Annotated in this window: 9 protein-coding genes and 2 pseudogenes; 8 read left to right on the forward strand and 3 right to left on the reverse strand. The window is 62.6% G+C overall.

The window, feature by feature from the left end; translation table 11 throughout:
• Window positions 1–518: 518 nt before the first annotated feature.
• The 5 genes from AC3A3W_RS16530 (at window position 519) to AC3A3W_RS16550 (ending at window position 3704) form a co-directional block, all read left to right on the forward strand.
• Window positions 519–1334 (forward strand): MBL fold metallo-hydrolase, encoded by an 816-nt coding sequence (locus tag AC3A3W_RS16530; RefSeq protein ID WP_487444096.1) that lies wholly within the window; start codon window positions 519–521, stop codon window positions 1332–1334.
• Window positions 1335–1419: 85 nt separating this feature from the next.
• Window positions 1420–1701, forward strand: a complete 282-nt coding sequence (locus AC3A3W_RS16535) for a hypothetical protein (RefSeq protein ID WP_487444097.1) — start codon at window positions 1420–1422, stop codon at window positions 1699–1701.
• 74 nt (window positions 1702–1775) lie between these two features.
• Entirely contained in the window at window positions 1776–1919 is a 144-nt protein-coding gene (locus AC3A3W_RS16540) for a hypothetical protein (RefSeq protein WP_487444098.1), read from the forward strand.
• Window positions 1920–2113: 194 nt separating this feature from the next.
• A complete protein-coding gene (locus tag AC3A3W_RS16545) occupies window positions 2114–2257 on the forward strand; it encodes a hypothetical protein (protein WP_487444099.1) in 144 nt (47 codons plus the stop codon).
• 217 nt (window positions 2258–2474) lie between these two features.
• A complete protein-coding gene (locus AC3A3W_RS16550; protein WP_487444100.1) occupies window positions 2475–3704 on the forward strand; it encodes a MinD/ParA family ATP-binding protein in 1230 nt (409 codons plus the stop codon).
• A gap of 116 nt (window positions 3705–3820) precedes the next feature.
• Here the strand turns inward: AC3A3W_RS16550 and AC3A3W_RS16555 are convergent, their stop codons facing one another.
• The gene (locus AC3A3W_RS16555) at window positions 3821–4981 is read right to left on the reverse strand and encodes a hypothetical protein (protein ID WP_487444101.1); all 1161 of its coding nucleotides are present in this window, start codon (window positions 4979–4981) and stop codon (window positions 3821–3823) included.
• Window positions 4978–5487 carry a hypothetical protein gene (locus AC3A3W_RS16560; RefSeq protein WP_487444102.1) on the reverse strand — a complete coding sequence of 170 codons (510 nt, stop codon included), beginning with the start codon at window positions 5485–5487 and terminating at the stop codon, window positions 4978–4980. The genes AC3A3W_RS16555 and AC3A3W_RS16560 overlap by 4 nt, the downstream gene beginning before the upstream one ends.
• 1192 nt (window positions 5488–6679) lie before the next feature.
• On the opposite strand from AC3A3W_RS16560, the gene AC3A3W_RS16565 reads away from it, so the two are divergent.
• Window positions 6680–6895 carry a hypothetical protein gene (locus tag AC3A3W_RS16565; RefSeq protein ID WP_487444103.1) on the forward strand — a complete coding sequence of 72 codons (216 nt, stop codon included), beginning with the start codon at window positions 6680–6682 and terminating at the stop codon, window positions 6893–6895.
• Between the two features lie 44 nt (window positions 6896–6939).
• On the opposite strand, the gene AC3A3W_RS16570 is transcribed toward AC3A3W_RS16565, so the two are convergent.
• Window positions 6940–7449, reverse strand: a complete 510-nt coding sequence (locus AC3A3W_RS16570; protein WP_487444104.1) for a GNAT family N-acetyltransferase — start codon at window positions 7447–7449, stop codon at window positions 6940–6942.
• 913 nt (window positions 7450–8362) lie between these two features.
• Between AC3A3W_RS16570 and AC3A3W_RS16575 the strand changes: the two are divergent.
• A pseudogene (locus tag AC3A3W_RS16575) lies at window positions 8363–9235 on the forward strand (S8 family peptidase); the annotation flags it as partial.
• Window positions 9236–10339: 1104 nt separating this feature from the next.
• Window positions 10340–11842, forward strand: a pseudogene (locus tag AC3A3W_RS16580) (peptidase S8/S53 subtilisin kexin sedolisin); the annotation flags it as partial.

Here is an 11842-nt window from a genome sequence, read left to right on the forward strand (position 1 = left end):
ACGTCGACGAAGGCGGCCCCCACTGCTTCGACTATTTCAGCCGTGATGGAGTCGCCCACGATGCCGCGGACGTCATACGCCTTGAACGAGGCTGAAAGGTCAAAAATATTGGTCTGGTTGCTAGTCACGGGATTTATCTTAGGCGCAACCAGAGCGTCCAAATGTCAATCGATCACGTCTCGGTGCTCGGTGCACTTAACGATGGCCACAAGTGCGGGGCCTTCTTTCTGATAGGAAGTTACATGGTTTGTTTGCTTTCCGCATTCGTCGCAATGGTTCACATGTTGTTTAGTAGCCACAGCGGAATAATACACACATGCAATTACTTCGATTGGTCAACTCTCCTCCGCCGCTCCATGAATGCCCGAGTATTTCCGGCTGTTTGCAATGAGATACGAAAAGAACCTGGGGTGATCTTCTCCTGACTGAGGCCATGGCATACGGAGAAGTTGGGGATCCCGCGTGGGTAGAATCGAGGCCTGAAGACCGCAGATGCTCCCAAGAAGTACGGAGAACGAATGTCACGATGGCTCGAGGTCGGCACGGACAACTATGTGCTGACGACGGAAGGTTCAAAGCTTAACACTGGCCTGATCATCGGCACGGAACGGGCCATGGTTATCGATACCGGATGTGGGCCGCGGCAAGGGCGCGAGATCCTGGACGCTGTGCGGGAAAAGACCCAGCTGCCCCTGGTCGTCGTGAACACGCATGCGCACTACGACCACTTCTTTGGCAACGCCGTGTTCGCGGAGGACGGTGCCTCTGAGTTCTGGGCCCACGAAAACTGCGCCGAGGAAATCGGCGAGAATGGTGATGCCCAGCGGGCCGCCGTTGCGGATCTGGAGCCGGAAATGGCCGCCGGTGAAGGCTTGAACGTAGAACTGGTGGTGCCCAATGCACTGGTGCGGGACCAGCCTGTGCTCGTAGATCTGGGTGGACAGACGGCCACGCTGATCTACCTTGGCCGCGGGCACACCGACGGGGACCTGCTGGTGGGCACCACCACCACGCTGTATGCCGGCGACCTGGTGGAGCAGGGGGCGCACCCTTCCTTTGAGGACGCATTTCCGGAGGAATGGGCCGACGCCCTGCGCCACCTCTCCGCACTGCGACACCGCTACGAATTCCTCATCCCTGGCCACGGCGAGCCGTGCAGCGACCGCTTCGTCAAGACCATGGCGGACACGATGTCCACCGCCGTCCGGCAGGCGCGCCAGTCCATCCGGGACACACCGTCCGACGCCACCAAGGCTATTCCGGTCTTGCCCTATGGTCCGGAACAGTCGCGTTGGTTCATCAAGCGCCTGCAGGAGACGCGGCCACAGCACTGAGGCTGCGTACACCGTAGAGACTGCGTCTGAAAAACAGGTACCGGCTACTCTTGGGTTCGGGAAGCACTCACTCTAGCTTGAGTGCATGAAGACCGGAATCCGCGACTCGATCCGCCAGTTTATCGAGCGGAACATCATCGCCGACGACCCCATGCCCCAGCGGTCCTGGCTCGACCAGCAGGACATGCCTCGTCAGGAGCGGAGCTCGGACGCTCCCGTTTCCGGGCAGCCCGTGGCGCCGTTGGCCCCGCTCCCGGGACGGCACAGCGGAATACCGCACCTGCAGTCCTTCGGCCGGCTGAAGGGACGGCGTGCTGCGCGTGTCCATCCCGCCGCCGACTTGCCGAGTGTGAACGAAAATATCTGACTAGCGGGCCATACCTGCGTCACAATGGGTGTGACTTGAGCTTTTCTTGAGCTTGTGCCGCTAGCGTGCCCCGCATGAGTGCTTATGGGGGCAACCGACACGGCAGAGACACGCGGCGGGAGATCCGCCGCCGCCAGCTTCGGGTGCTGGCCTACGTGGGACTGGCAATTCTGGCGCTTGGTACGGCATTGGTGGTAGTGCTGGCGCTCCAAAGGTAGACCCCCGGGGGCGCAGTCGCGCCATGATGACGCTGTGACAATTCTTTGTCGAATGCGTGTTCGGTTGGACAGCCACTGTGACTGCTAAGTAGTCTGACCCCAGATCTATGGGGGATCTCATTGTCAGCTACTGTCGCCGTTGCCAAAAGCCCAATGCGGTTGCGTCGAAGGTCTCACCGTCCCGGAGGTTTACCGTGGCACTTCCCGACTTCATCTTTGCCCTCTGCGCCCTGTTGGGCAGCCTCCTGATCCCATTTGCGGGCCTCTACGTGCTGCTGCGCGTGAAGCGCCGTGGGGCTCCCGCCGTGCCGCGCTCCGTCCCCGCGCGGGTGAAGTAGGCGTGCCATACATCGACATCAACCCCCACCGCAGCCGCCCCAAGTGGTGGAGCTACGTAATCCTCGGGATACTCCTGGTCCTCACGGTCGCCGTCGTGGCGGCGGCCCTTCTTCGAGGCTGATGACAGGGGTGAGTCCGTCAGCACCTAGAATTGCTGTTTGAACCTATCCAATCGAGAAGCAGCGGGACATTGCTGTGAGCCCTGGGGGACCGAACATGCCCAAACCGGCGGATAACCAGATAGCCGAAGCAGACACCGACACGGAGCAGCCCGGGTTGCGACGCCGCCGTGCCCGCCGCCGTGACGGCAGCGACTCCGACGACTGGACAGGATCCTTTGACACTGTGACACCCAACACCAGTTCCGTCCCCGTACTCCCGGTCCGAAGCTCCTCCTGGGCCGAAGCGGCCGCTGCCGCGGACGGTCTGACCGACGCCCCGCCCGCGCCTGCCCGCAGGCCGGCAGCAGCACCTGCGTCGTCTGTCTCGGAATCTGCCCCCGAACCGGAACTGCCAACGGCGGATGCCACCGCACTGCCGACGTCGTTCGTCCGCGAGCAGAAGCCCCGCCCCAAACGCGGCTTCCGCGGCTTCCTGTACCGGGTGACCGGTGGCTCCTGGAACATGGGCCCGAGCGCGCAGGAGCGTGAGGAGGACGAGCTGGCCCGGCGCATCTCCCGCCAGCTTCAAGGCAGCTTCAACACCGCCGTGCTCAGCCTCAAGGGCGGCATCGGCAAGACCTCAACAACGGTGGGCGTGGGCCTCACACTCGCCGAATTCCGAGGCGACCCGCCGTGCGCCATCGACGCGAACCCGGACTCCGGCGACCTCGTGGAACGCGCCCTGGGCGAGGGCATCTACCAGCAGACCACGCCGCGCACGATCACCGACTTGCTCAAGAACATCGACTCCATCGATTCGCTCACCGGGCTGTCCCGCTACATGCACCACTCCGGCCGTCTGCATCTCATCGCCGGCGAGCAGGACCCAGAGGTCTCCGACTCCCTCACCGCGGAAGAGTACCTGCGGATCCGCAAGGTCATCGCCAGCTACTACTCGGTGGCGCTGACCGACTGCGGCACCGGTGTGACGCACAATGCGATGAGCGGGATCCTGCAGTCGGCGGACAACCTGATCATTGCCGCCGGCTATGCGGTCAGCGGTGCCAAGCGCGCCCGCAGCACCCTGCAGTGGCTCGCCAGCCACGGCTACGAGGACCTGGCCCGCAACGCGATCGTCGTGATCACGGACAAGGACGAGGTCTCGTCCCGCGTGGACAAGGACGCCATCGAGGAGCACCTGGCCGGGATGTGCCGCGAGCTCATCGCCGTGCCGCACGACAGGGGAGTGGCTGACGGGGACTTGGTGACCCTGGATGTGCTGAAGCCGGAGACCCGGCGGGCGTACAAGGAGATCGCTGCGGCGATCGTGGATGGGTACCGGTAAGCCTTCCGGGAACGTGATCGAATCCTGGACGTCAGCGGGCAGGTTGAACAGGTAAAATTGGATAGCGCCAGATGCGAGTTCAACGTTGAAAGTCCCCTTTATGGAAATATCCGGTCTCATATGCCCCTGGCAGCTTCAGCACAGAATGCCGTCCAACCCGGCTTGACCGTGCAGGTTGTCCCATCCCCATAGCCGCCGACGCCGTCATTGTGCACCAGCCCGAAGAAGTGCTCCGGGTTCTCGGCATTGAAGTTCGGCGAACCGGGAATGTCGGCCTGCCACGGCATTGTCTGCCAGGTGTAGAAGATCAGTCCTTGGACGAGGCCGTAGTTCCGGCGGAGGTAGGCAAACAGGGCATGAATCCGCGCGGCCTGCTGTTGTTCCGCCTGCGCCTGCGTGGTGCCGAGTAGTGTGCCGGTCCCGGCGGTGTGAGTGGGGTATCCGATTTCGGTGATCCAGACCGGCAGGTCAGGTCTTCCGGCGGCTGCCAGTAGGGCACGGAAGTCCGTCAGCTTCGCTGTGTAGTAGTAGTTGCGTCGCCACTCGACGTCCGGGGCAGCCCGTGGCGTGCCGCTTGGATCATACCCGGCCGGATACCAGCGGTCGGAGTAGGGGTGAACTGACAGCCCATCGATCGCGTTGATAATCTCAGGGTAGGCGAGGAAAGGTCCAGCGTAGGGGGCAGGGGCGACGGCTGCGTTGTTCGTGCCGGTGTCCAGCGCAGCGAACACCTTGCAGCCGGGGACCGAATGGATCGCCGCTGCGGCGGCCAGCACGATACGGGCGTACAGGTCCGTGTCGCCCGGCAACTGCCCGCCAGTCGAGTCCTTCCAAGGGGCGAACATATAGGGTTCATTCCAGATTTCAAATTCGGTCACCGGCAAGTAATTCACTGACGGGTTAGCAGCCCAGTACGTGCCCCCTGGCCCGTATCGTGCGGCAACCTGTCCGCAGTAGGCGGCATAGTCCGCAATTGCCTGGCCGGTGGCCGGTGGCCGCGGCCACGACTGGTCTGTGTTCGCGCCTCCCACTGCCCACGGCGGCGGTTTGCAGAGGATACCGAAGATTCGCAGCCCGGCACTTGCGCAGTCCTTAACCCAGGCGTCAATCCCGGACCAGCTCCACGCGGTGCGGGAAGCCGGCTGGATGGTGGACCAGACAAATTCTTCCCGCGAGTAGGCGGCCCGGCCAATCCCCGACACGATGCGGGCGGCAGTACCGGGACGGTCGGCGGGTGTGCGCAGGTGCATGAGTGCGTGGACGCCAATCGCGATCATACGCTTGCCAGCCCGAAATGCAGGGGGGAGCTCTGTAGGTAAGACCATGTCCCGGCTGTGATATCGACGCTTGCCGGGGCGGGGTGGAATGCCCCAGCCCGGTAGAGGCCGGTGGCGTCCCCGAAGGCTGCGCCTATCATCGTGAACGAGTGGATGGACCCCTGGCTTCGGGTGTAATACTGGAAAATTCCGGTACCGATGGTCACTGCGTAGTAGTATGTCGTGCCAGCGGTCAGCGTAATAGGGGCAAGCAGCGGGTCGCGCCTGATGTTGTTGTCCACGTTGGGATTGGCCAGGTCCCCGGTAGTGGCCACGCGTGTCAGGGTCGTGCCGTCCAGCCGATACAGGGCTTGTGTGTAGTTCGCGGTCCCGCCACCTTTGCGGAGTGCGAGGGATGCCACTGTGATGTCCTTTCGGAGTCGGAAGAGCTGGAGCATCAGGCCACCGGCACCGCCGGGGTGCGGCGTCACGGCAATGGTGGCGATGGACGGGTTTGGATCAGGCATGCTCGTGAACCAATTGTTGGATTGGCACCCTACCCCAGCGATCTGGCCAGGTGTCTGCGCGGACCATTCCCCGCCGTCGAAATACGTCCGCGTGCCGGGGAGGTTTCCGCCCGCCGCGTCGGTCTGAATCCATTCCGTACCTGCGGCGGGGGCTGCCGGGCGCGTGGCGAGCGTGCCCCTACGGACGATGGGGGCGCGGAGCGCCAGAGCCCCGACGGTCGCGTCCTTCCCGGCAAAGGTGGCCGAAAGGTCCGGGAGTAGGACAAACGGGATCTTTGATTGCAAGTCCAGTGTTGCCACACCTAGCGGGGCGCCCTTTTCGAACGTGGGAATGTATGCGGTAGGTGCAGTTTTGTCGCCCGGGGCGGCGTGCGCGCTGCTGGCACGAATAGCGGAAATTGCGGAAGCACCAGTGAACGCACTTAATAAGGTCCCGAATCTGAGTAGCCCGCGTCGTTTTATGCCGGTGTCGGATCGCGATGTCGCATGATCCCTATTTCCGCCATCCTCACCCATGGCTGCGCCACCACCTAACGGACATGCGCAGTGCGGTGGCGCCGCGCGAATAGGCCTGGCCAGCGCTCCGCTGAATTCTGTGGACTGCTCCAGGAGTCAACATTCTGAGCCTCCAAAACTCATAAATCTTCGTCTCTAGAAGCTATTTCCTTGGGATTTGAGAAACCACCGTGGAGCCTACGCGTCTTCACTGGTAGAGATCACTTTGTCGAAAGCCGTGGGTACTCAGTTATTCGGCGTTAGCTTTTCTGACTACGCGAGAAGAAGCCTTGGGGACCTGTTCAGGCCTACTTGCCGTTTCCAGATAGGTCATACCGGCCGAGCCAGAGCCGGGCTCATGGTGCACAGGATCACTGCCCGAGAGCTTCTGCCAATGAAAGGTCATCGCCAGCTATTGCTCGCTCGTGCTGACGGGCTGCGGCGCCGGCATCATCACGGACAACGACGACGTATCCTCGCGCGTGGGCAAGGACGCTTTCGAGGCGCAAGTCTCCGGTGTACGCCGCGAGCTCATGGCCATGCCGCGCGAAGGTGGGGGCAGACCGGGACCTGGTCACCCTGGATGCGCAGAGCCGGAGACACGGCGGTTCTACAGTGACTGCCGCCGCGATCGTGGACGGGTAGCGGTAGCGATTTAACCGTGTCTATGGAGCTGACAGTCGGCTAGTCTCTTGCCATGGCTGACGATGAATTCAAGAGGCTGTTAAATGGCGTTGATGCGCTTTACCACGAAGTCGTGGCGCTGCGGGAGGGCGCCCAAGCCGGAGGCAATCAGGGCAAAGAGGAACTCGTCCTCGCCGAACTGCGGCTGGATAACGCCTGGCGTGAGCTGTACGAGTTCATGGACCTTCCCCTGTCCCGTGAAAGTGGAACAGGCGGCGGCCCCGAATGACTGTGCGGCGGTGGTGAACCGCCGGCAGGTCCTCGGATCTCCGGTCAGTCGTCCCCGCCCCGCCGCGTGAGCCGGCGGAAATCCCTGGACAGGTACAGGGCCATGGCAGGGGCGTTGCTGCTGTGCACCGTAACGGCAACGGTCCTGTGTCCCAGCGTGTGCAGGACATCCATGGCACGGCGCAGGAGGTCTTCGGCGAGGCCCTGCCTGCGGTGGTCAGGATGGGTGAAAAGCTCCGCGATGTAGGGCGTTCCCGGGTTGGCGCTGCCGACATGGCGGTCCGTGACCAGGATGGCCGCGGTGATCTGACCGACCGCATTGACTATCGCCAGGGACGCCTGGGGGATGGGGGTTCCGTGTGCCCCGGCGAAGATCCTGCTGATCCTGCTGGCTGCCTTTTCGGCCTCCAGGCGGTCCGCTTCGGGATGGTACGACCGGAGATACAGGTCCGTCAGTTCCATCAGATCCGCGGACTCCACGGGCCGGGGGACGCTTGCTCCGGGCCTGTGCTCCTGAGGGCCGATGAGAGCTGCAAGGGAGATGAGAGGGACCATGGTTGACCTGCCTTCCGCGATGGGAACGACTCCTGACCATAGTGTGGGGCATGACGGGCTCCGGGGGAAGAGAACCGGGCGTGTCGCGGCGCGGCGAGGCACCATGCAGCGGCTTGCGACAGCAGTTGCTTATATCCACCCTGTTACGAGCGGCATAGGCGCCCCTTGCATGGGCACTGCCGTCGTCCGTTCCGGAAGCAGAAGCCCGACCCAAGGGCGGTCTCCGCGGCTTCTTGTACAGAGTGACCGGCGGCGCGTAGAAACAGCCGGAAACGGGGCGTACAAGGCTGTTGCTGCGGCCGAAAGTGGACGGGTTGCGGGGGCCTCCTTCGCGCCTGGTGCTTGAAGGTTGAAGTTGTGGCTACAATTCATTCTGGACGCGGGGGACGCGACCTCCATCCGCGTTTAGGCCCGTCTTGGTCGACGCACGACCAATAGGACGGGCCGATTGGCTAACCTGCCGCGAGCACGGTTTTTCTCACATGTAATTCTGGCAGCCGCTGCCGCTTTGGTTGGTGGGAGCCTAATCGCTCCTCCGTCAGTGGCGGACGACCTGGCATTGCCGGCCGTCCTGATGTCATCTGCGGCCGTGAGCGCGCCGACGGACCAGATCATCGTCAAATTCAAAGAGCAGGCGCGAACGAGTGCTGTCGAGCGGGGACGATCGTATGCCGCCGCGGGCTCTAGGGCGGGCATCGGGCTCAAGGATGTGCGGGCCACTCCTGCCGGGGCGCGCGTGGTCAAGTCCGAACGAAATCTCAATGACGCCGAAATGTCTAGGCTGGTCCAGACGATGCAGTCTGACCCTGCCATAGAGTACGTCGAGGCTGACCGCCTCATGCGCCCTACGGCTGCCAACCCTGACGATATTCACTTTTCTTCTCAATGGGATCTGTGGGATGAAAATGTGGGAATGCACGTACCCGGAGCATGGGATGTCAGTCGCGGTGACGGTGCGATCGTTGCCGTAATTGACACCGGTATCACGCGGCACAGTGACCTCGATGCCAACGTTCTCCCGGGTTATGACATGATTTCGGCTCCAGCAATTTCGCGCGATGGCGACGGCCGGGATGCCGACCCTCAGGATGAGGGTGACTGGACTGCGGCTGGGCAATGCGGTTCGGGCGATGGAGGAGGCACCTCCAGTTGGCACGGTACGCATGTTGCCGGTACGGTGGCGGCCGTTGCGGGCAATCGCAAAGGTGTCGCCGGCGTAGCTCCGAATGCGAGAGTCTTGCCGGTTCGAGCCTTGGGAGCTTGCGGTGGGTACACTTCCGATATTGCGGACGCTATCGTCTGGTCCGCAGGTGGAGCTGTAGCCGGGGTGCCGGATAACCTAAATCCGGCGGCAGCGATAAATCTGAGCCTGGGTGGGCGAAGCACCTGCTCGCACACCTTTCAAGCAGCCGTAGACATTGCACAAGGTAGGGGCTCAGTCGTTGTCGTCGCCGCAGGGAACGACGGCCGCCCGGCATACGAGTCCGCTCCGGCCAATTGTCAAAATGTTATTGCCGTGGCCGCAAATGGCAGAGGCGGGGGCCGGGCGCCCTACTCCAACTACGGTTCAGTTGTTGACGTGACTGCGCCCGGTGGTGACATGTCGCGATCGGTGGCGGACGGAGTCCTGTCCACGATTAACAGCGGAGATTCAAGTCCTGGTGTTGAGGGGTACTCGTATTCCCAAGGAACATCGATGGCCGCGCCCCACGTGGCCGGAGTCGCCGCCTTGCTGGTTGGGCAATTTGGTCGGATGATCACCCCATCGAGCATTGAGTCGCGGCTCAAGGCTACATCTCGACCCCTGCCAGTCCCATGCCCGGAAGGTTGTGGGGCCGGACTAGTCAACGCCAATGCGGCTCTTGATGTGGCTGCCGGAGTGATAAGCGTGGCCGGTCCCGATATCGATGGCCCTGTGATCGCGAGTTCTTCCGTTTCACCCCCCGCGCACGACCTCGATGAAGGTCCTGCCACGATCACAATAACGCTTCGACTTTCGGACCAGAGCGGTGTGACCGTACCACATGTGGTCTTAAGCCATGAAGCAACGGGACAGAGCCACGGTTTTGGCGCCATGACGCTGGTCTCGGGCACCTCAAAGCTTGGCACGTGGAAGCGCACGATAACCATTCCGAAGGGCGCAGCTACCGGACCGTGGAACGCTACGTTGTACCCCTTGGAGGACAGCCTCGGGAACCAGTCATCAGGGTTCCACACCTTGGACACGATCAACTTCACCGGGACCCCTTCGGACACGGCGGGACCAACGCTTGCGGGTTCTTCGATCACGCCAGCGTCTTACAACCTGGACCACGGGCCAGCGTCAGTGACGGTCAGCGTACGGCTGATAGACCAAACGGGGGTGCAGGCTCCATATGTGACCCTGGGCCACGATAGTACCGGGCAGAGCCAGGGTTTTGGCGCAATGACGTTGGTCTCCGGGTCCTCAAAGGACGGTACGTGGCAGCGCTCGATGACGATTCCGCAAGGATCCGCCACCGGCACGTGGAACGTAACTCTTTACCCGCTGGAGGACACCCTAGGCAACCGCAATTCAGGTTTTCAATCGTTGGGGACTGTGTCCATCACCGGGTCGCCGTCCGACACGTCTGGTCCAGTTAAAGTAAGTTCATCCGTGTCTCCGCTGTCGCATAACTTGGATGACGGACCGGCCGAAATCACGGTCACCCTCGCGCTGACTGATGAAACGGGTGCCCAACCGCCTGTCGTTTCGTTGGGCCATGACGCCACTGGCCAGAGCCACGGATTCGGGTCAATGACGTTGGTCTCGGGCACGGCGACCGATGGTTCTTGGCAGCGCTCGATGACCATTCCTCCAGGATCTGCCACAGGCACTTGGAACGTCACTCTTTACCCTTTAACTGACACGGTGGGAAACCGATTCTCCGGATTCCAGAGCCTGGGAAGCGTCAAGATCGTCACCACGACTACTGTTTCGCCGGCGGCTGTAGTGTTTGCGGACAAGGATGGCACCGCGGACGATGTGTATACGATTCCATTCCTCGAGGGCGTTGACTACCTCGTAGGCAGCACCGTGGTGCCCGCAGGCACTTACCCGGGCACGGGCGAGGTCACTGTAACGGCGAAGGCGCAGCGCGACTTCGTGCTGGCGGACGGCGCCGCCGCCTCGTGGACCTTCAAGTTCAAGGCGACCCCGTTTGAGGTGGTCCCTGCCGCCGTGGTGTTCACGGACGAGGACGGCACCGCGGAGGATACGTACGTCATCCCTGCGACCGACGGCGTGGAGTATCTGGTGGGGGAGACGGTTGTTCCGGCCGGTACTTATCCGGGCACGGGCGAGGTGGCTGTGACCGCCAGGGCGAAGGCTGATTACGTCCTGAAGGCCGGGGCAGTTTCGGAGTGGACGGCAACATTCAAGGCAACGCCCTACGAGGTGGTCCCTGCTGCCGTGGTGTTCACGGACGAGGACGGCACTGCCGAGGATACGTACGTCATCCCTGCGACCGACGGCGTGGAGTACCTGCTGGGTGACAAGGTCGTTGAGGCCGGGACCCATCCGGGCATCGGCGCTGTGACGGTGACTGCCAAAGCGAAGCCTGACTATGTCCTGAAGGCCGGGGCAGTCTCGGAGTGGACGGCAACGTTCAAGGCAACGCCCTACGAGGTGGTCCCTGCGGCCGTGGTGTTCACGGACGAGGACGGCACTGCCGAGGACACGTACGTGATCCCCGCCGTTGCGGGTGTCGAGTACCTGGTGGGGGAGACGGTTGTTCCGGCCGGTACTTATCCGGGAGCCGGTGCTGTGACCGTGACCGCTAAAGCGAAGACTGATTATGTCCTCAAGGCCGGGGCAGTCTCGGAGTGGACGGCGACGTTCAAGGCGACCCCGTATGAAGTGATCCCTGCCGCTGTGGTGTTCACGGATAAGGATGGCACCTCCGAGGACACGTATGTAATTCCCGCCGTTGATGGTGTGGAGTACCTGGTGGGTGACAAGGTCAGGGATGCCGGGACCTATCCGGGCGCCGGCTCTGTGACGGTGACTGCCAAAGCGAAGACTGATTACGTTGTCAAGGCCGGGGCAGTTTCGGAGTGGACGGCCACGTTCAAGGCAACGCCCTACGAGGTGGAGCCGGCTGACGTGGTTTTCACGGATGCGGACGGCACGGCCGAGGACACGTACGTGATTCCCGCCGCTGAGGGTGTGGAGTACCTGGTGGGGGAGACGGTTGTTGCGGCCGGGACTTATCCGGGAGCCGGCGCTGTGAGGGTGACCGCTAAAGCGAAGACTGATTATGTCCTGAAGTCCGGGGCAGTCTCGGAGTGGTCGGCGACGTTCAAGGCGACCCCGTATGAGGTGATCCCTGCCGCTGTGGTGTTCACGGATGCGGACGGCACGGCCGAGGACACG

The sequence above is a fragment of the Arthrobacter sp. Soil_N43 genome, assembly GCF_057655195.1.

What these genes read in the sequence shown, in the direction of transcription:
- AC3A3W_RS16555 (WP_487444101.1), bottom strand. Translation starts at nt 4,981, where the DNA reads ATGATCGCGATTGGCGTCCACGCACTCATGCACCTGCGCACACCCGCC.
- AC3A3W_RS16530 (WP_487444096.1), top strand. Translation starts at nt 519, where the DNA reads ATGTCACGATGGCTCGAGGTCGGCACGGACAACTATGTGCTGACGACG.
- AC3A3W_RS16560 (WP_487444102.1), bottom strand. Translation starts at nt 5,487, where the DNA reads ATGCCTGATCCAAACCCGTCCATCGCCACCATTGCCGTGACGCCGCAC.
- AC3A3W_RS16570 (WP_487444104.1), bottom strand. Translation starts at nt 7,449, where the DNA reads ATGGTCCCTCTCATCTCCCTTGCAGCTCTCATCGGCCCTCAGGAGCAC.
- AC3A3W_RS16565 (WP_487444103.1), top strand. Translation starts at nt 6,680, where the DNA reads ATGGCTGACGATGAATTCAAGAGGCTGTTAAATGGCGTTGATGCGCTT.
- AC3A3W_RS16540 (WP_487444098.1), top strand. Translation starts at nt 1,776, where the DNA reads ATGAGTGCTTATGGGGGCAACCGACACGGCAGAGACACGCGGCGGGAG.
- AC3A3W_RS16550 (WP_487444100.1), top strand. Translation starts at nt 2,475, where the DNA reads ATGCCCAAACCGGCGGATAACCAGATAGCCGAAGCAGACACCGACACG.
- AC3A3W_RS16535 (WP_487444097.1), top strand. Translation starts at nt 1,420, where the DNA reads ATGAAGACCGGAATCCGCGACTCGATCCGCCAGTTTATCGAGCGGAAC.